The 17,656-nt window shown below is 68.8% G+C and carries 20 protein-coding genes; 10 read left to right on the top strand and 10 right to left on the bottom strand.

The genetic code is table 11. The annotated features are described in order from the left end of the window. Positions 1 to 43: 43 nt before the first annotated feature. Positions 44 to 865 carry an NAD(+) diphosphatase gene (gene nudC / locus ACOQPE_RS12630; RefSeq protein WP_420609256.1) on the top strand — a complete coding sequence of 274 codons (822 nt, stop codon included), beginning with the start codon at positions 44 to 46 and terminating at the stop codon, positions 863 to 865. Here the strand turns inward: nudC and cysS are convergent, their stop codons facing one another. The 3 genes from cysS to ACOQPE_RS12615 all read right to left on the bottom strand — a co-directional run bounded on the left by cysS (position 866) and on the right by ACOQPE_RS12615 (position 3,492). Continuing rightward, entirely contained in the window at positions 866 to 2,305 is a 1,440-nt protein-coding gene (cysS, locus tag ACOQPE_RS12625) for a cysteine--tRNA ligase (RefSeq protein ID WP_420609255.1), read from the bottom strand. Between the two features lie 69 nt (positions 2,306 to 2,374). After that, positions 2,375 to 3,166 carry a type II CAAX prenyl endopeptidase Rce1 family protein gene (locus ACOQPE_RS12620; protein WP_420609254.1) on the bottom strand — a complete coding sequence of 264 codons (792 nt, stop codon included), beginning with the start codon at positions 3,164 to 3,166 and terminating at the stop codon, positions 2,375 to 2,377. Between the two features lie 11 nt (positions 3,167 to 3,177). Next, complete coding sequence (locus tag ACOQPE_RS12615; protein WP_420609253.1) at positions 3,178 to 3,492, bottom strand: helix-turn-helix domain-containing protein; 315 nt, start codon at positions 3,490 to 3,492, stop codon at positions 3,178 to 3,180. 336 nt (positions 3,493 to 3,828) lie between these two features. On the opposite strand from ACOQPE_RS12615, the gene ACOQPE_RS12610 reads away from it, so the two are divergent. The 8 genes from ACOQPE_RS12610 to ACOQPE_RS12575 are packed head-to-tail and all read left to right on the top strand — an operon-like array spanning position 3,829 to position 8,896. Then, a complete protein-coding gene (locus ACOQPE_RS12610) occupies positions 3,829 to 4,437 on the top strand; it encodes an RcpC/CpaB family pilus assembly protein (protein WP_420609252.1) in 609 nt (202 codons plus the stop codon). Then, complete coding sequence (locus ACOQPE_RS12605; RefSeq protein WP_420609251.1) at positions 4,434 to 5,726, top strand: CpaF family protein; 1,293 nt, start codon at positions 4,434 to 4,436, stop codon at positions 5,724 to 5,726. The genes ACOQPE_RS12610 and ACOQPE_RS12605 overlap by 4 nt, the downstream gene beginning before the upstream one ends. After that, a complete protein-coding gene (locus ACOQPE_RS12600; protein ID WP_420609250.1) occupies positions 5,723 to 6,580 on the top strand; it encodes a type II secretion system F family protein in 858 nt (285 codons plus the stop codon). Before ACOQPE_RS12605 ends, ACOQPE_RS12600 begins: the two co-directional genes overlap by 4 nt. Further along, complete coding sequence (locus tag ACOQPE_RS12595; protein ID WP_420609249.1) at positions 6,577 to 7,302, top strand: type II secretion system F family protein; 726 nt, start codon at positions 6,577 to 6,579, stop codon at positions 7,300 to 7,302. Before ACOQPE_RS12600 ends, ACOQPE_RS12595 begins: the two co-directional genes overlap by 4 nt. Positions 7,303 to 7,325: 23 nt before the next feature. Then, complete coding sequence (locus ACOQPE_RS12590) at positions 7,326 to 7,589, top strand: hypothetical protein (RefSeq protein WP_420609248.1); 264 nt, start codon at positions 7,326 to 7,328, stop codon at positions 7,587 to 7,589. Then, a complete protein-coding gene (locus tag ACOQPE_RS12585; protein WP_420609247.1) occupies positions 7,586 to 8,002 on the top strand; it encodes a hypothetical protein in 417 nt (138 codons plus the stop codon). The genes ACOQPE_RS12590 and ACOQPE_RS12585 overlap by 4 nt, the downstream gene beginning before the upstream one ends. Next, positions 7,999 to 8,463, top strand: coding sequence for a hypothetical protein (locus ACOQPE_RS12580; RefSeq protein WP_420609246.1), 465 nt, complete (start codon positions 7,999 to 8,001; stop codon positions 8,461 to 8,463). The genes ACOQPE_RS12585 and ACOQPE_RS12580 overlap by 4 nt, the downstream gene beginning before the upstream one ends. Further along, positions 8,453 to 8,896 carry a hypothetical protein gene (locus tag ACOQPE_RS12575; protein WP_420609245.1) on the top strand — a complete coding sequence of 148 codons (444 nt, stop codon included), beginning with the start codon at positions 8,453 to 8,455 and terminating at the stop codon, positions 8,894 to 8,896. The genes ACOQPE_RS12580 and ACOQPE_RS12575 overlap by 11 nt, the downstream gene beginning before the upstream one ends. A gap of 14 nt (positions 8,897 to 8,910) precedes the next feature. Here the strand turns inward: ACOQPE_RS12575 and hemW are convergent, their stop codons facing one another. The 5 genes from hemW to lepA all read right to left on the bottom strand — a co-directional run bounded on the left by hemW (position 8,911) and on the right by lepA (position 14,450). Continuing rightward, entirely contained in the window at positions 8,911 to 9,993 is a 1,083-nt protein-coding gene (hemW, locus tag ACOQPE_RS12570) for a radical SAM family heme chaperone HemW (protein WP_420609244.1), read from the bottom strand. Next, the gene (locus tag ACOQPE_RS12565; protein ID WP_420609243.1) at positions 9,990 to 10,280 is read right to left on the bottom strand and encodes a helix-turn-helix domain-containing protein; all 291 of its coding nucleotides are present in this window, start codon (positions 10,278 to 10,280) and stop codon (positions 9,990 to 9,992) included. The genes hemW and ACOQPE_RS12565 overlap by 4 nt, the downstream gene beginning before the upstream one ends. A 1-nt stretch (position 10,281) precedes the next feature. Further along, the gene (gene dnaJ, locus ACOQPE_RS12560) at positions 10,282 to 11,487 is read right to left on the bottom strand and encodes a molecular chaperone DnaJ (protein WP_420609242.1); all 1,206 of its coding nucleotides are present in this window, start codon (positions 11,485 to 11,487) and stop codon (positions 10,282 to 10,284) included. A gap of 11 nt (positions 11,488 to 11,498) precedes the next feature. Continuing rightward, the gene (hrcA, locus tag ACOQPE_RS12555; RefSeq protein WP_420609241.1) at positions 11,499 to 12,581 is read right to left on the bottom strand and encodes a heat-inducible transcriptional repressor HrcA; all 1,083 of its coding nucleotides are present in this window, start codon (positions 12,579 to 12,581) and stop codon (positions 11,499 to 11,501) included. Between the two features lie 75 nt (positions 12,582 to 12,656). Then, positions 12,657 to 14,450, bottom strand: coding sequence for a translation elongation factor 4 (gene lepA, locus ACOQPE_RS12550; RefSeq protein WP_420609240.1), 1,794 nt, complete (start codon positions 14,448 to 14,450; stop codon positions 12,657 to 12,659). A 147-nt stretch (positions 14,451 to 14,597) separates the two neighbouring features. Between lepA and rpsT the strand changes: the two genes are divergently transcribed. After that, a complete protein-coding gene (gene rpsT / locus ACOQPE_RS12545; RefSeq protein WP_420609239.1) occupies positions 14,598 to 14,861 on the top strand; it encodes a 30S ribosomal protein S20 in 264 nt (87 codons plus the stop codon). Positions 14,862 to 14,869: 8 nt separating this feature from the next. On the opposite strand, the gene holA is transcribed toward rpsT, so the two are convergent. Both holA and ACOQPE_RS12535 read right to left on the bottom strand, forming a co-directional pair. Then, entirely contained in the window at positions 14,870 to 15,841 is a 972-nt protein-coding gene (holA, locus tag ACOQPE_RS12540; protein WP_420609238.1) for a DNA polymerase III subunit delta, read from the bottom strand. Beyond that, positions 15,823 to 17,631: a ComEC/Rec2 family competence protein gene (locus ACOQPE_RS12535; RefSeq protein ID WP_420609237.1), complete on the bottom strand. Its 1,809-nt coding sequence runs from the start codon at positions 17,629 to 17,631 to the stop codon at positions 15,823 to 15,825. Before ACOQPE_RS12535 ends, holA begins: the two co-directional genes overlap by 19 nt. Positions 17,632 to 17,656 lie beyond the last annotated feature (25 nt).

Here is a 17,656-nt window from a genome sequence, read left to right as displayed (position 1 = left end):
CGACACAGCGGCGCTTGTAAGCGCTGTGTGCTCAACTTGACCGGTGTTCACGGTTCTGACCCAGCCGCCTGACGATCTCGACGACACATCGCGCGTGTGGATCCCCGTCCGTTCAGGCACGGTGTTCACCGAGCCGGGCAGCGGCCTGTGCGCGAGCCCCACGGCGCCCGTCGGCGATGGCTCGCCTTCCGCCTCTTTTCTCGGCGTGCTCGATGGCCTCGGCGTCTGGGCTGTCGACATGGATCCGGCCGACGGGCCGCCGCTGGACGAGGGTGATCTCGAGCCCGTGCCGCTGCGCAAGCTCTACGGCCGCATTCCCGACGAGCACTGGCAGATCGCCGGCCGCGCCGCACCGATCGTGGAGTTCGAGGGAACCCATCGCTATTGCGGACGTTGCGGGAGCCTGACAAACACCAACGCCTCAGATCGGGCAAGAGTCTGCAGCAACTGCGGTCACATGGCGTTTCCGAGGCTCAGCCCCGCCATGATCGTTCTCGTCGAACGCGGCCCCGAGGTGTTGCTCGCCTGGGGCCGGCAGTTCCCCGGCCGCTTCTACAGCGCACTCGCCGGCTTCGTCGAACCCGGTGAGAGCCTCGAGGACGCCGTGGCCCGGGAGGTCTACGAGGAAGTCCAGATCACGGTCGACAACGTCCGCTACTTCGGAAGCCAGCCGTGGCCATTCCCGCACTCGCTGATGTGCGGCTTTACCTGCGAATGGCAAGCCGGCGAGATCGAGATCGACCCCGAAGAGATCGTCGAAGCCGGTTGGTACACCGCAGACAGCCTGCCCCCGTGCCCGCGCGGCGGGATGTCGATTGCCGGCTGGCTCATCGACGACTGGCTGAAGCGAACCGCAGCCGGCTGATCAGGCGCGGTGCCAGGTGGCGCCGTCGGGGCCGTCGGCGACGACGATGCCTGCGGCCGCCAGATCGTCCCGGATACGGTCGGCGGTGTCGAAGTCGCGAGCTGATCGCGCCGCAGCCCTCTGTGCCAGCAATACGTCCACCTCGGCATCGGCGAGCCCGCCGTCGCGGTGATCTTCGCCGCCGTCATCACCGCAGGTGAGCCCCACCACGCCGAGCAGGTGGAGTGCCGTGCGAGCCGATCGGGAAGCCTCGGCAGGCGCTGCTCCGTCGAGTGAAGCGTTCGCCCGGCGCACGAGGCGGAAGATCACGTCGAGCGCTGTGGGCGTGGAGAAATCGTCGTCCATGGCCGCTGCGAACGCCGTCACGGCTTCGACATCCACGTCGGGAACAGACCCGCGTTCGATGTCAGGCCGCCGCACTGCAGCCTCGATGCCGTCCGGGAAGCCTGCAGCGGAGACCCGGCGGGCGAACGCATCGAGCCGGCCGACAGCGCTGCGGGCCGCTTCAAGCGAGTCGGACCCCATCTCCATGGTCCGGCGGTAGTGGGTCTGCAGCACCAGCAGGCGCACAGCGCGGGGGCCGACTGCGTCGATCGCTTCGGCGAGCTGGGTGTAGTTGCCCAGCGACTTGGCCATCTTCTGGCTGCCGACGTTCACCATGGCGCTGTGCACCCAGTAGCGGGCAAACGCCTCGCCCATGGCGGTCACCTGGGCGCACTCGTTCTGGTGGTGGGGAAAGACCAGGTCGTCTCCCCCTCCGTGGATGTCGAAGCCGGGCCCGAGCGCGCTGAGCGACATCGCCACGCACTCCGTGTGCCAGCCGGGCCGGCCCTCCCCCCACGGCGTTTCCCAGCGCGGCTCTCCCGGCTGCGCGGCCTTCCAGAGCGCGAAGTCCAGCGGTGAACGCTTGTCGGGGTCGACGTCGACGCGCGCGCCAGCATCCGCGTTGAGCTGCTCGGTTGTCCGGCCCGCCAAATCGCCGTACCCAGGGGCAGCGTCGACGGCGAAGTACACGCCCTTGCCCGGCACGTCGTACGCGGCACCGAGCGACCGCAGCTCAGCGATCACGTCGATCATCTGCGAGATGAAGTGTGTGGCGTGAGGCCGCGAATGGGCCCGCAGCACGCCGAGCCGATCCATCTGCTCGTCATATGCGGCTGTGAATTCTGCGGCGACATCGGCCTCGGAGCGCTGCTCGCGCTGGGCGCGCTCCACGATCTTGTCGTCGATGTCGGTGACATTCGATGCCAACGTCACCTCATATCCAGACCACTCCAAGTAGCGCCGGATGACGTCGTAGGTCAGCGCAGTGCGGCCGTGGCCGAGGTGGGGCACGTCATAGACCGTCGGACCGCAGACATACATGGAGATCTCGCCCGGCGTCCGCGGGACGAAGGCGGTCTTGCGCCGCGTCATCGTGTCGAAGATCTGCAAGCTCACTGATGCCGGAGTCCCGATCGGGCTGCAAGGGTACCGATGCGGTTCAGAGGCAAACCCTGGATTTTCTCTTCAGCCGGCAGCGATGGTCACGCTCCAGACCGCGAGGTTGTGGAACGCGTGCAGCACCAGACCCGCCCACCAGCCGTACCGCACCCGCGCAATGGTGAACATGAGGCCCAGCCAGATCTGCGGGCTCACCACCAGCGGTGCCACGACAACAGTGGCGAAGGTCCAGCTCACGTCGTAGTTGGCGAGATGCACGACGCCGAACGCGGCGAGCGAGCACCACACCGGCCAGCGCGGATGAGCCTCCCACCAGCGAGCAACGCTGCCACGCCAAGTCGGAGGCTCCGGCCCGGCATCGACCGCGGCCTCGGGCCGCGCCACCCCGGCGACGAGCGACTGGATCCACAGGGCTCCCGAGAGCAGCACGATGAGGGCGAAGACGGACGCAACGACGATGACGGGACCGTCGCCGCCCGCAAAGTTCAGCAACCCGAATGCCCCGGTGGCTGCGAGCACGCCCAGGCGCAGGCGGGCGGCCAGAGGGAGCCGGAACACGAACTCCTCGATCACGGGCGCGATCAGCGCGACGAGCAGCAATTGCTCCACGAGGGGCCGTTCGAGCAACTCGGTCTCGAGGGTGTTCACATAGCCGGTTCGCGCCGCGAGCAGCGACACCACGAGCAACGCGAGCGAGCCGCCGAGCCCGATGACGAACAGCAGGGCGAGGCCCCCGGGCCAGTGCCTCCGATTCGTGGCGGCGCGCCAGTCCGGATGAGCGCCGAAGCGCGGGCTGATCGTGCTCCACACGCCCCCTGGCGCGCCGGCGTCAGCGGGTGGAGTGCCCTCGTTGCTCAAGCGCCGTCGACCTACCCGGCTTCTTCGTCGTCTTCGTCGGGATCGTCCGGGCGGGCTTCGGGATAGAGGTGCTCGAGGCTTCCCGGCTCGACCCTGCATTCCTCGATGAACGTGTCCACATCGCTCAATCGCAACCGGATGACACGTCCGAACCGGTACGCCGGCAGGTCACCCCGGTCAATGAAGCGGTACAGCGTCCGGGTGGTGATGCCCATGCGGTCTGCGGCCTTCAGCGTGGACAGCCAGACGATCTCTTCGTAGGGAACCTGGTGCTGTTCTTCGCCTGCTGCACCGTTGTCGCCTGATTCGGTCGGCTCCTCAGCCATCTCGCACCTCGCAGTCGGTCGGCTGTTGGCGCTCGAGGGACGTGATCGATCCCTGCGGGCCAACGCTAGTGCGCGAACCGGCGGCCAACGTGCATTTCAACATCAACCATTGATATTACGCGCTATACCGCCATATCTATGCGACCTACTGAGTCAGTTTGCTGAAGTTTTGATAATTATTTGGTGACTTCACACCAACATGGTTAAGTCTGCGGCGTGCCCGCAGATCCGCTGTCGCCAACCGATCATCGGGCTCTGCCGCCTGCACCTGCCACAAGCCGCCCCAGCGGAGGTAGCCGGTCATCGCTTCGCCCACGCGTCATCGCAGGTGCGGTCTTGTGCAGTGCTGCAGCCCTGGGACTGTGGTGGGCGTTCGAGCAGTCAGCGGCTGCGCCCGAAACCAGCTACGTGGTCGCGCGGACGCGGCTCGCTCCGGGCAGGGTGATCGAGCCGGCAGATGTTGCCTTGGTCTCCATCCGCTTGCCAGCCGAGATCGAAGCGACCGTCTTCGGCGAGGGCGACGGCGATGACGTGGTGGGCAGCGTGGTGCTCGAAGCCATTCACGCCGGGGAATTGCTCGCCCGGGGTGACGTCGGTCCGCGCCGATCAACTGCCGGTCGAGACGCGGGTTATGCCGTTGCTGTCGAGCTCGATCGTCCCGGGGCCCTCAACGGGCTGATCGCGGCCGGCGAACGAGTCGACGTCGTCGTCACGGGTTCCAACCTCGTCGCTACAGCCGCCTCGCATGCGTCAAGTCTCGTGGCAGCCGACGCCCTCGTGCTCGATGTCGACGACTTCGCTGGCGCAGGACAGCCGTCGGGCACAGTCACCGTCACCCTGCAGGTGCACGACCGCGCTGCCGCGGTCTCGGTTGCCGCAGCCGCCGACGCGGGTTCCATCACATTGATCCGTCCCTGGGGAGCATCACCACAGGTGGCGCCATGACCGATCCGTCAACCCTCGCCGAGATCGAACGGTCGGTTTCGGAGCGCGCCCGGCACTGCGGCCTGGACCCGCGTGGGCCAGGCGCGCATCGGGCAGTCACGGGGCTCGCCCACGAGGAGATCCGGCGCTGGAATCTCGGCTTCAAGAGCGGCGTTCACAGCAGTGCGATCGACGACGCCGACGCCGTTGCCGACCGGGTCGTGCGCAACCTGCTCGGTTACGGACCGCTCGAAGCGCCGCTGGCCGATGCCGATGTCTGGGAGATCATGGTCAATGCCCCCCATGAGATCTTCGTCAAGCGCCACCACGGTCCGAGCGGTCAGCACGACGAGTCGTTCCACGATGACGAGCACGTCCGACGCACGCTGACGAGAATCATCGACGACGCGACGGCATCCCACCGCAAGCTGGATCCCAGCGAGGGACTGCAGGACGCACAACTCGACAATGGCGCCCGCCTGCACATCGTCCATCCCGACATCGGCCGCGGCGGTCACCTCATCTTCAACATCCGCAAGTTCACCGGGATCGCATTCTCGAGCCTGGGCGAGCTGACTTCGGTCGGGACGCTGACCGGCGAGATCGCCGAGTTCCTGCGCACTGCTGTGCGTGCCCGGCTGTCGATTCTGATCGCAGGCGCACCCGGCAGCGGCAAGACAACGCTGTTGGGATGCTGCGCTGCCGAACTCGACCCGAGCCTGCGGGTGGTCACCGCCGAGGAAGTGTTCGAGCTCGACATCGGGCTGCCCAACGTCGCCGGCATGCAGACCCGGCCGGGCCGGACCGAGCGAGCTCCCGTCGACTTGCGGCGCCTGGTGGCCGGCTTCCTGAGAATGGCGCCGGATGTGGCCATCGTGGGCGAGGTGCGAGACCGCGAAGCGGTGCCCTTGCTGCTCGCGCTCTCCAGTGGGGTCACCGGCTACGCGACCATCCACGCGGGATCCGCACGCCAGGCGCTCGGCCGGCTGCGGCTCATGTGCCAGCTCGCACCTGATGTGGGCGAGATGCCCGCGGCGGCGATCACCCAGCTCGTGGCCGAATCGATCGACATCGTGGTCCACCTGCGGCGCGCTCCCGCCGCTGTGGAGGTCACAGAGGTCGTAGCGGTAGAAGAACCGGTGGGCGACGGCAGTATCTCGTTCGACACGACGCCGCTCTACGCGCCAGCACGCCACGGCCAGCCCCCGGTGAGAACCTCGCACATTTCCCGGCGGATGACGTCACGGCTCTCCGCCGCCGGGAGGGAGATGCCCCCGCCCAGCGAGGGTGAGGTGGGTGCGCCGGCGTGACCGCTCTGGCGTTCATTGCCGCTGGCGCCGCAGGCGTGTGGCTGCTGTCAACCCCCGGCGGCGGCCCAACCACCAGCGCCGCGTGGCGACGTGCATCAGCGCGTCGGTCACCATCGACAGCTCCCCCGACTTCGGTGCTCCTGCTGCACGGCGCGCTGGCTGGCGCCGCCACGGCCGTCGCCGCATGGATCGGCGCTTGGGCGCTGTTCGGCGGCGTGGTGGCACCCGCCCTCGTGGCCTTGCTCGGTGCGGCCATCCCTCCGTGCGCTGTGACACAACGGCGCCGTCGCCGCGCTGTGGACTCCTGGCAAGCGTGGCCTCGATTGCTCGCGGAGATCCGGGTGCTGGTGGCCCACCAGGGTCGGTCGATCCCGGCCGCACTGTTCGCCGCGGGCAAGCACGCTCCCGACGAAATGCAGCCGGCCATCTCCGAGGCGGCGCGCACGTGGTCGTTGAGCACCGATTTCGAAGCCGCACTGCGCGTTCTCAAGACCTCGCTCGCGGACCCGACTGCAGACGCCGTCTGCGAGACGCTGCTGGCCGCACACCAGATCGGCGGGGTGCGAATCGATGCTCGACTGCGTGCGCTGGCCGAGGCGGCCCAAGCTGAGGCTGCCGCTCGCTCCGACGCCCGAGCCAAGCAGGCCGGGGCTCGGTTCGCACGCAGCTTCGTCGCGTCGGTACCCGCGTTCATGGCCGTGATCGGTCTGAGCATCGGGCGCGGTCGGCAGGCCTACGAGTCGGGCGACGGTCAGCTGCTCGTGGCGTTCAGCGTGCTCGCCGTGGCCGCCTGCTGGCTGTGGGCTGGGCGGATCATGGCGATCCCTGTGCGGAAGCGAGTGTTCCTGCAGTGATCGCAGCAGCATCGTTGGTGCAGCGCATCGCCTCGCTGGCGAATGCCGATGCCGAACTCGCTGTCCGGCTGCGCGAAGCCGGCATGGCCCGGTCCCCGTTCGAGTTCCGCGTACGGCAGGTCGGCGGCGCAACCGCGGCGTTCGTCGTTTCGGGAGCGGCACTCGGTGCCATCGGCATCAGACCGCTGCTCGCGCTCGCCGGGGCGCTCGGGGTGGCTGCCGCTGCCTACGGCACATCCCAACACCTGCTCAGCAGGTCGATGTCGTCGCGGCAAACGCAGATCACCGAAGAACTGCCGATCGTCGCCGAGCAGACCGGCATGCTGCTCGCGAGCGGCATGTCGCTCACCAGCGCACTGGATGCCGTCGCCCGGCGTGGGCACGGCATCTGCGCCGAGGGACTGGAACGTGTCGGCGCCCGCGTCGCCGGTGGCGCTGCAGTCGAGGTGGCGCTGGCCGAGTGGGCGGACGATGCCGGTTCGGCGGAGATCCGCAGATTCGTCGGCGTGCTCACCCTGCACGAGGACGCGACCGATGTCGCTGCACTGGTGTCAGACGAGGCCCGTTCGGCGCGCATGGAGGCGCACCGGCGCCTCATCACCCACATCGAGCGTCGAAGCGAGCAGGTGTGGATTCCCGTCACCGTCGCGGCGCTGGTGCCCGGGTGCGTCCTGCTCGCGATCCCGTTCAGCGACGCCCTCAGCGGGTATGCGGCGCTGTGAGCCAGCAATGAAAGGACAATCCCATGTACGACAGCCTCATCTACACGGCTCCGATAGCGGCTGCGCTCAGCGCGGCATGTGCCGCCGCGCTTGCCGCTGCGGGGGCCACCCGGAAGGGCGTACGGCAGGGTGCACGACACAACGAACGAGGCGAGGGAGTGATCTCGGCGGCCATCGCCGTGCTGATCATCGCCTCGCTTGGCGCCCTCATGTGGGTCGGCTTCAAGACGCTCTGGGAGAACGCCGAGGAAACGACGAATTCTGAGATCGCGAAGATCGGCAAATGACCCGTCTGCACGCGAAGCCGTGCCGCGACGAGCGCGGTGCCGGCCTCGTTGCCCTGCCGTGGGCTGTCTTGGCGTTCCTGACGTTTCTCACGCTGGCAGTCCAGGCTGCCGTGTACTTCTACAGCACCTCGGTTCTCACGGCGGTCGGCCACGATGCAACGCGCCGGGCAGCGTTCGGCGGTGGCAGCCCTGCGGCAATCGTCGATGCTGAGCGATGGCTGCGCTCGGCCATCGGTCCTGCAGTGGACATCGAGCGGCTCCGCTGGCGCACCAGCGGCGAGACCGTCGCGCTGGAGCTGGCAGCGAGACCCCCGACGGTGCTCATCGATGCTGATGCGCTGATCGGCCTGCAGACTGTCGAGCGCCGGTTCGAGGTACGGCGCGAGCTGGCTCGCTTCGCCGGCTCGCCATGAGGCGCATCGCCGCCAGATGCACCCGGCGTGACGCTTCGGGCGTCGTCGGGGCCGAAGTGCTGCCCTTCGTCGTATTGGTCTTCATCGGGGGCACGCTGGTGTTCGCCCAGGCCTGGGCAGCACTCGACGCCAAGATCGCTGCTGTCGCCGGCGCGCGGGAAGCAGCGCGGACATTCGTCGAGCATCACGGGCCTCGCCTCGGTGATGCAGTCCACGCGGCGACCGACGCCGGCGGGCAGGCGATGTCGGGCTACCGGCTGAGCGGCTCGGCATCGGTTCAGCCGGTCGGCACGACCCAGTTGCGTCGCTGCGAGCGGGTGACCTTCGAAGCCACGCGGGATGTCCCCCGCTTGGCGCTGTTCGGCGGCAGATGGTCACCGGTGACCGTCAGCGCTCGCGCCAGCGAGATCGTCGATCCCTTCCGGCACGGCCTCGACGGGCGGGCTCCCTGTGGGCAGTGAACGCGGCTCCGCGCTGCTGCTCGTGCCTGCCGGCGTACTGATCGTGGCGCTGCTGGCCAGTATCGCCGTCGACAGCACGGCTGCCTTCCTGGCGCAGCGCGAGGCACAAGCAGCAGCGTCTTCGTTGGCCAACGACCTCGTCTCACTTGCCCTCGACGAATCCTCGCTTCGTCATCACGGGTCCTACCGCCTCTCCGCCTCCCGGCTCCGGCGGTTGGAGCCGTGGAGCCTGCGGGCGGCGCGGGATCGGTTGTCGGCAGTGTTCGAGCCCGGATCGGTCTCGGTGGCCATCCGCGCGGCGGGTCCGGCAGCAGTGCGCGTGTCGGTGGAGGGTTCGGCGCGGCGGGTCATCGGCTTGATCGGGAACGTCAGTGGGCAAGCGAGCCGGCCCGTCGCCGCAGAGGCGATCGGGTATGTCCGGCTCTCCGGCTAGGCCCGCTACTGCCCCTACGGAAGGCTGAGCCTCACGGCCACCTCGTTGGCCAGGAGACGCCCGCGAGCAGTCAGCTTGAGGCGGCCCCCGGCGGCAGGTTCCAGCAGGTGCGCCACGTCGCCAGGCACTGCGCCGACAGGAACACCGACCGACGTGCGCAACGCAAGCTGCAGGGCCTCCGTACGACGCTCGTCCGGACCCAACTCCTCGCTGCCTGCCATCGGCGAGGTGCCGGCTGAGATCGCCGCAATGAACCGCTCGGGCGTGCGGACGCTCCAGTACCGGCGGCCGTCGCGGTGGCTGTGCGCGGCACAGCCGATGCCCACATAGGCACCCTGCCGCCAATACAGCAGGTTGTGCCGGCATTGCGCGCCGGGCCGAGCCCAGTTGGAGATCTCGTAGATCTCGTAGCCCGCTCGGGCGAGCAGCTCGTCGGCGAGCAGGTATTTGTCGGCCATCTCGTCTTCGTCGGGATGTCGCGACGGGTCGTCGCCGAGCGGCGTTCCTGGCTCCGGCGTCAGGCCGTACGCGCTCACGTGATCGGGCCCAAGATCGATGGCCTCGACCAGCGTGCGCTTCCAGTCGGGCAACGATTCGGCCTGCGAGCCGTAGATCAGGTCCAAGTTGAGCTGGCCAATGCCGGCCTGACGAACGGCATCAACCGCCACAGCCACCATCGGCGGGTCGTGGCGGCGGCCCAGCGCGTCGAGCACATGGGGCACCGCCGACTGCACGCCGAGGCTGATGCGGTTCACGCCCAGATCCCCGTACGCCTGCATTTGTTCCCGCGTGACCAAGTCCGGATTGCACTCCACCGTTATCTCAGCGCCCTCTGCCAGGGGCAGTTCCGCCAGCACATCGCCGAGCAGCGAGGGCTGCACGAGGTTCGGCGTGCCGCCGCCGAAGAACACCGAGGTCACCGGCGGCATGCCGGCCGCCAGCTCCCGAGCCTGCCGGCGGCAGCTCGCCATGTAGTCGTCGATGAGGTGGCTGCGGTCGGTCCACGTCGCGAATGCGCAGTAGTCGCAGCGGTGTGTGCAGAACGGGATATGGCAGTAGACGCCGAATGCGGGCGATGCGCAGGCGGACTCAGTCACAGCACTGAATCGGGCGGGAAGCGCTGCAATGCCGCATCGTCTTGTTCGCTGTCCTGATCGTCCTCTGGCAGCAGCTCGGATGGCGGCACGTCGTAGAGCTGTGCCAAGCGCAGCAGCCGGGTCACGGCCAACCCCCGCTCGCCGCGCTCATACGCCCCCAGCACCGAGGTGCGGAATTCGCCGCCGGAGGTCTCCTCGACCTGCGCCAGCGTCATGCGCCGCCATTTGCGCACCGCCCGCAGCCGGTCCCCCACCAGCGCATCAACGTGCCGGCGGTCGACAGGCATGTCAGCTCTTGCTGCGACGCATGCGCCGTTGCCGGGCTTCAGTGCTGCCGCGAGACTTGGATCGCTCAGCCCGAGCCTCGACACGCGCTTGTTCACGATCGTGCGATGCGTCTGGCGGAGACCGATCGACAACGATCCCGTCCACCTGTTCCCCACGTTCGCTGGCGACTTCTCTCAGCTTGGCCACCTCGGATTTCGAGAGCTTCTTCGGGATGTCCACACGGACCACCACATGCAGGTCACCGCGCCCGCGCCCATTGGCGCGCGGCACGCCGAGCCCGTTCAACCGGATGGTGTCATTCGGCTGGGTGCCGGCCTTCACCGCCAGTTCCCGTGGTCCGTCCAGCGTCTCGAACGTCACCTTCGCTCCCAGGGCAGCTTGCAGCATCGTCACCGGCAGCTCGGCCACGAGGCTCTCGCCCTGCCGTACGAATACATCGGATTCGGCGACACGAAGGTGTACATACAGATCGCCGGCAGGACCGCCGCGGGGTCCCACCGATCCGCGGCCGCTCAGACGAAGCGTGGCACCCCCCTCGACGCCGGGCGGCACCCGCACGACGAGCGAGACATGCTCGGCCCGGCGGCCTTCCCCGCGGCAGGATCTGCACGGGTCAATAATCTCCATGCCGGTCCCGCGGCACTGGCCGCACGGCGCAGTGGTGACCATCTGGCCCAGCAGGCTCTGGCGCACCTGGCGCACCTGCCCTGCCCCCCCGCAGACGCTGCACACCGTCGGCGACGTGCCCTCCGCGGCGCCCGATCCGCCGCAATCGTCACACGACACCAGCGTCCGCACCTCGATCTGCCGGTCGACGCCGAAGACGGCCTCGGCAAAGTCGAGATCCACCACCGTTTCGTGATCATCGCCACGCGGCGGGCCCGACGCTCGGCGGGATCGGCCGCCGCCGAAGGGGTTCCCCCCGAAGAACGACTCGAAGATGTCGCTGAGATCGAAATCGAATGCCGGGCCACCCATCCCGCCACGCAGGCCTTCATGCCCGAAGCGGTCGTAGCGGGCCCTCGCTTCAGGGTCGGAGAGCACGGCATATGCCTCGCTGATCTCCTTGAAGCGCGCCTCGGCCTGCGCGTCGCCCGGGTTCGCATCGGGGTGGTGCTCCCGGGCCTTCTGCCGGTAGGCGCGCTTGAGGTCGCCCTCGCTGACATCGCGGCCTACGTCGAGCAGCTCGTAGTAGTCGGCAGGCATCTGTGGCAGATCTATTGCGGGATCGATGGCGAGATGCCCACGGGTGCCTGCGCGACGTCACCGTCGCCGAGAGCATGCGCACCGTCGCCGTCGCCGAGCGAGGCCGACAGTCGCCGGCTCACCGTGTGCACCGCCGCCAGCGCTTTCGAGTAGTCCATCCGCGTCGGGCCCAGCAATCCCACGCTGCCGACCGTGCGACCGTCGACTTCGTAGGGCGCTACCACCACCGAACAGTCCGCCAGCGGCTTCATGCCCGTCTCAGACCCGATGGCCACGCTGAGGCCGCGATCAACGAGGCTGCGCAGCAGCGTCACCACCATCAGCTGCTCTTCCAACACAGACAGAACCGAACGAAGCGACGACACGGCCTCGAACTGCTCGGTGATCCTGGCTGTACCGCCCACGTAGAGCTCGCTGGGGTGCGATTGGTCGTCGGCCAGCGCGGCCAGCGCAGCCGCCACCAGCGCATCGGTTGCCGCATCGCCCGTCTCGGGAATTGACGGTGGCTGCGACCGGGCATGCCCCACCAGCGCCTCGGCCAGGATCGCGGAGGCTGCTCCTGCGGCCGGCCCTTGAGCCGCGTCGGCCAGCTCCCGGTTGTTGTAGACGTCGACGTAGGTGCGCTCCACGACGCCCGACGACATCACGAGCACAACGAGCAGCCGGCCGCCGCCAAGGTCCACGAGCTGGGCCGACCGGATGCTGTCTCGGTCGTGCCGGGGGGCCACCACCATCGCCGCGTACTCGGTCAGGTCCGACAGCAGCCGGCTGGTGTCGGCGAGCAACTCCTCGATCTGCCCCTGGGCATGGGCGAAGAACGCCCGCACCTGCCGGACCTCGGTGTTGTCGAGCGAACCCGGCCCCAGACCGTCCACGAAGTACCGGTAGCCCGCCTCAGTCGGCACCCGACCGGCGCTGGTGTGCGGCTGCATCAAGTAGCCGCCGGCCTCCAGCGCTGCGAGGTCATTGCGGACGGTCGCGGGCGACACATCGAGGCGGGTCAACTCGAGCACCGCGGCCGATCCGACCGGCTGCGCGCTCTCGATGAAGTTCTCGACCACCGCCTGCAGCACCGTGGCTCTGCGCTCGTCCATCACCCCTCCGCAGGCCGTACCCGCAATAACCCGATGCTACCGACCCCCTTCAGGCCAGCTTCGGGCCGGCGCAACTCACTGGTCCAGACGCAGCGCAGAAACGAACGCTTCGTTGGGCACCTCGACACGCCCAATCGCCTTCATCCGCTTCTTCCCCTCTTTCTGACGCTCCAGCAGCTTGCGCTTGCGGGTGATGTCGCCGCCGTAGCACTTCGACAGCACGTCCTTCCGTTTGGCCTTGACCGTCTCGCGGGCGATGATCCGGCCGCCGATGGCGGCCTGGATCGGCACGTCGAAGAGCTGGCGCGGGATGAGCTCGGCCAGCTTCGCCGTGATGGCCTTGCCGTATGGATAGGCGCCGTCGCGGTGGCAGATAGCCGAGAACGCATCCACCGGTTCGCTATTGAGCAAGATGTCCACCCGCACCAGGCGCTCGGTGCGGTAGCCCGCATGGTCGTAGTCGAGACTGGCGTACCCCTGGGTACGGCTCTTGAGCTGGTCGAAGAAGTCGGTCACCACCTCTGCCAGCGGCAGCTCGTAGCGCAGCTCCACGCGTTCGGGCGACAGGTAGTCCATGGAGGTCATCGAACCCCGGCGCGACTGGCACAGGTCCATGACCGCCCCCGTGTACGCGCTCGGCGTCAGCACCGACACCGTCAGCATCGGCTCTGCAATCTCGGCGATCTGACCGGCCGGCGGCAGATCCGACGGGTTGTCGACCTGCAGCTCCTCATCGTCGTCGGTGCGCACCCGGTAGGCCACTGAGGGCGCGGTCGCGATCAGCGAGAGCCCGAACTCGCGCTCAAGCCGCTCGCGGACGATCTCCATGTGCAGCAGGCCGAGGAAGCCGCAGCGAAAGCCGAACCCGAGGGCTCCGGAGGTCTCAGGCTCGAATGTCACCGATGCGTCGTTGAGCCTGAGCTTCGCCAGTGCGTCACGCAGGTCGGGGTACTCGTCGCCGTCGACGGGGTACAGGCCGCAGAAGACCATCGGCTTCGGGTCGTCGTAACCGGCCAGCGGCACGTCCGCCGGCTCCGACGCCGATGTCACCGTCTCGCCCGAGCGAGCCTCTGCCACGTCCTTGATGCCGGCGATGAGGTACCCCACCTCGCCGGGGCCCAGCGCGTCGGTCGGTGTCACCGCGGGCAGGCGAAGGCCCACCTCCTCGGACAGGTGCAGGCCGCCGGCGTGCATGAAGCGCAACCGGTCGCCGGCGCACAACCGGCCGTTCATGACTCGCACCGAGGAGACGACGCCGCGGTACTGGTCGAAGTGGGAATCGAAGATCAGCGCTTGGAGTGGGGCGTGCGGGTCACCCCCCGGCGGGGGGATCCGCTCGATGATCGCATCGAGCAGCGCTTCTACGCCCTCACCGGTCTTGGCCGAGATGGCCAGCACCTCGCTCGAGTCGATGCCCAGCACACGCTCTATCTCCGATGCGTACAGATCCGGCTCAGCCGCGGGGAGGTCGATCTTGTTGAGCACCGGCACGATGGTGAGATCCGACTCGAGGGCCAGGTAGCAATTGGCCAGCGTCTGTGCCTCGATGCCCTGCGCTGCATCGACGAGCAGCACCACGCCTTCGCATGCCGCGAGCGACCGGCTGACCTCGTAGCCGAAGTCGACATGTCCGGGTGTGTCGATGAGATGCAGCGTGTGACGCCGCCAGCTCACGCGGACGTTCTGGGCCTTGATGGTGATGCCGCGCTCGCGCTCGAGCTCCATCGAATCGAGGTATTGGGCGCGCATCGAGCGCTCCTCGACAGCACCGGTCAACTCCAGGATCCGGTCCGACAGCGTGGACTTCCCGTGGTCGATATGGGCGATGATCGAGAAGTTCCGAATCGGCGGACCTTCTTGTCGCGTCACCTGGTTACTTCCCGCTCTTGTTCGCTCCGCTCACGGGCCGCTCGGGCCACGGCTTCGCCGTTCGGCTCAGCCTCTTGGGGGCACGTGGAGCATCGCAGGGCGCACGGTACCCTGCGGGGCCGGTTTCGAGACGGAGTGCATGCCTTCGTGGCCAACATCAAGAGCCAGATCAAGCGCAATCGTCAGAACGAGGCGCGACGCGTGCGCAATCGTGCCGTGCGCTCAGAACTGCGGACGCGCGAGAAGGCGGTGATGGCAGCCGCCGAGGCGGGCGAGCCCACCGACGAGCTCATCCGTCTCGCTCAGAAGCGGCTCGACAAGGCCGCCGCCAAGGGTGTCATCCATCGGAACGAGGCGGGCCGGCGCAAGTCGCGTCTGATCACTCGCTCGGCATCGCGCAACGGCGTCTAGCGCTTCCCTCAGCGGGCGCCGGCGGCGAGCCGCGCACACAGGATCTCCGCAACGCAGCGAGCGTCGAGTCCGGACCGCCCGCGCATGTCCATGTCGGCCGCTGCGAGCAGCTCGACGGCTCGGGCAATCCCCTCGCTGCCCCGCCGTCGGCATCCATCCATCGCCTTGCGGGCCGGAAACGTGGAGCCGCGCAGGCCCAGCACGGCAGCGGCCTCCTTTTCGTTAGCGGCGCCGGCGCCGTCCAGGCGGGCCATCCGGGTGATGTGGTTGGCGACGGTGGCCGTGACTGCCAAGGGGTGCCGGCCCGCACCCCACATGCGCTGCAGCACTGCGAGGGTCGCATTCACGTTCCCCCGGTCGATCGCGTCGGTCAGCTCCCACGGCGGCACATCGCCCTCGGCGCCGAGGTAGGGCAGCACGTCGTCGGCATCCAGACGGGCGCCTTCGCCGAAGACCGCTGCCAGCGTGTCGAGCAGCGCTCCGAGGCGGCTGAGTTCGGCGCCGAGGTGGTCGGCGACGCTCGCTCGGGCTCGGGCATCGAGCTGGACCGGTGCCTCCGCGAGGCGCTCCTCCAGCCAGGTCCGGCGATTGCGCGCCCCGCCGGGCACATCGCATGCGACCCGGTGCCCTCCGCTGGCCTCGACGGCTTCGGTCAGCGGGCGCGGCACACGACCGGAGTCCCACTCGAGCACCAGGTCGGTGGTGGGGCAGGGATCGTCCAGCCACGCGATCAGCGGGGCAAGATCCGCCGCGCCGAAGCGGCTGAGCCCCCGTGCGGCGACGACTCGGTGGGTTGCCAGCATCGGCGGCGTCGATGCCGAGATGACGACATCGTTCAGCGTGTACTCGTCGCCGGCGAACTCATCCAGCACTTCTGCCCGGTCGGCATCGCCCACGAGCTCGGCGACGGCAGTTCGCACCGCCTCGGCTGTGAGAATCTCGTCAGCACCGCTGACCAGCCTCACGGCACCGCCTGCCATTCTGTCGACGCTAGTTCTGCTGAGACGTGCAGGCGCTCTGCGGTGGGCTCCACCGTGAGCCCTGCGACCGCGACGGGCGCGGTCACTGCGTCATACGGGACCCGGCCGCCGAGGCCCACCGGTGCGAAGACCTGGGAGATGTCGTGCCGGGCGTCGAGGGCGCGTACCGCTTCGCGCCCGGCACGGCTCGCCGAGCGCGCTATGAGCACGTCGATGCGGTCGATTCCCGCGGCGGCGAGCTGGCCGAGCGCACGTGCCGGATCCGGGCGATCCACCACCACGACAACAGGGTCGGTGTGCTGGACGGCAAGGTGCAGCCCCGCCGGAGGCGCAGGTCGGTGGGTGCTGGCTGCGGCCCAGACTCCGACGCCGGCCGCGACCATCGACAGGCTGCGCAGCGCGCCGGCCAGGCTCCCGAACAGGCGCGGTGCCATCAAATACAGCCCAGTGCAGCATCCGGCAACCGCAGCCACGGCGGTCAATTCAGCGGCCTCGATCTGCGGCCAGCCCAGTGATGCACCCCAACGTGCCACCCCCGCAACCCACCCCATCATCAACTTGGTCGGCAGGTGCAGCACCGATGCGACTGCATCGCCGGCCAAGCCGCCCGTGAGGCCGCCGACGAGGCCCCAGACCATGGCTGGGCCTGCGACGGGTCCCGCCAGGACATTGGCGGGAATGCTCACGAGCGGCAACGAGCCGAAGACGGCGAGCTGCACGGGCAGCACCCCCGCCTGTGCGCTCAGGGTGGCTGCAAGCGCCAAGCGCAGCCACGGCGGCCCCCACAGCAGGCGGGCGACGCGGCGAGCCCCGATCACGATTGCGGCAGTGGCGGCAACCGACAGCTGGAAGCCCACCGAGCGGACGAGCAGCGGGTCAACGAGCAGCAGCACGATGATCGCCAGCGCCAGCAGCCGCGCCGCCGATGCCCGCCGGCCGACGGCGTGCGCACCCACGGCGAGAGTTGCGAGCACGCACGCTCGCAGCACCGAGGGCTCACCCCTGGTCAGCACGGCGAACTGAACGAGCAACACTGCCACGGCGACCAGCCGGGTCCGGGGTGGCAGCCCGGCCAGCAAGGGTGCGAACAGCAGCAGCACGAACGCCACATTCGAACCCGACACGGCGAGCAGGTGGGTGAGCGACGTCTCCCGGAAGTCGTGAACGACCTCGGGAAGCTGGCCCCGGTCGTCGCCGTACACGAAGCCGGCGAGCAGCGCTGCATCCCGCTGCGACAGCGATTGGCCCGACGCCTCCACGAGCCCGCGCAGCGAGTTCGCGATGCGGAACGGCGCGCCGCCGCCGTCGAGACGGTGCGCTGTGCGGATCTGTGCAGTCCCTGCGAGATGCCGAGGCCACAGGAAGGGACGGTCGGCGGGCTCTGCCGGTTCCGCGCTCACGCTCAGGCGCCAGCGCTCCCCCATCGCTGCGTCTTCCAGCCGCCATGCCGCCGGGCCCCGTGCCCAGCCCTCCCACCGGTGCCGGGCACCGTCGATCTCGGCGCCGAACGGCACGACCAATGCGCCAGACCGCCACCGGGGATCGCCGACCAGGTGCACCTCGCCGTCGAATTCTCCCCCGGTCACGGCGCTCAGCTGGGCGACCTGGGCGCTCATGGCGACCGCGGCGAGCACCAGCAAGCCGGCCGGGATGAGCAGGCGCGCACGGGTCGCAATGCCCGCGGCACCGAGCCCGATGCCCAGTGCGGCGCCCCACCACCACGATCCCCGCCACAGCGACACCGGGGGCGCCCACAATGCACCTGCGGCGGTGGCGATTGCGCCTGCCACCAGCCACCGGTCGGCAACGGCGCTG

It is taken from the genome of Candidatus Poriferisodalis sp. (genome assembly GCF_965219595.1).
Classification (GTDB): domain Bacteria; phylum Actinomycetota; class Acidimicrobiia; order Acidimicrobiales; family Poriferisodalaceae; genus Poriferisodalis.
The sequence above is the reverse complement of the archived record's forward strand: the minus strand, read 5'-3'. Positions and strand labels throughout refer to the sequence as shown.

Excerpts from the sequence above, each read along its gene's own strand:
- ACOQPE_RS12580 (WP_420609246.1), top strand. The coding sequence starts at position 7,999 with ATGAGGCGCATCGCCGCCAGATGCACCCGGCGTGACGCTTCGGGCGTC.
- ACOQPE_RS12585 (WP_420609247.1), top strand. The coding sequence starts at position 7,586 with ATGACCCGTCTGCACGCGAAGCCGTGCCGCGACGAGCGCGGTGCCGGC.
- holA (WP_420609238.1), bottom strand. The coding sequence starts at position 15,841 with ATGGCAGGCGGTGCCGTGAGGCTGGTCAGCGGTGCTGACGAGATTCTC.
- ACOQPE_RS12605 (WP_420609251.1), top strand. The coding sequence starts at position 4,434 with ATGACCGATCCGTCAACCCTCGCCGAGATCGAACGGTCGGTTTCGGAG.
- ACOQPE_RS12590 (WP_420609248.1), top strand. The coding sequence starts at position 7,326 with ATGTACGACAGCCTCATCTACACGGCTCCGATAGCGGCTGCGCTCAGC.
- hrcA (WP_420609241.1), bottom strand. The coding sequence starts at position 12,581 with ATGGACGAGCGCAGAGCCACGGTGCTGCAGGCGGTGGTCGAGAACTTC.
- ACOQPE_RS12615 (WP_420609253.1), bottom strand. The coding sequence starts at position 3,492 with ATGGCTGAGGAGCCGACCGAATCAGGCGACAACGGTGCAGCAGGCGAA.
- ACOQPE_RS12565 (WP_420609243.1), bottom strand. The coding sequence starts at position 10,280 with ATGCCTGTCGACCGCCGGCACGTTGATGCGCTGGTGGGGGACCGGCTG.
- dnaJ (WP_420609242.1), bottom strand. The coding sequence starts at position 11,487 with ATGCCTGCCGACTACTACGAGCTGCTCGACGTAGGCCGCGATGTCAGC.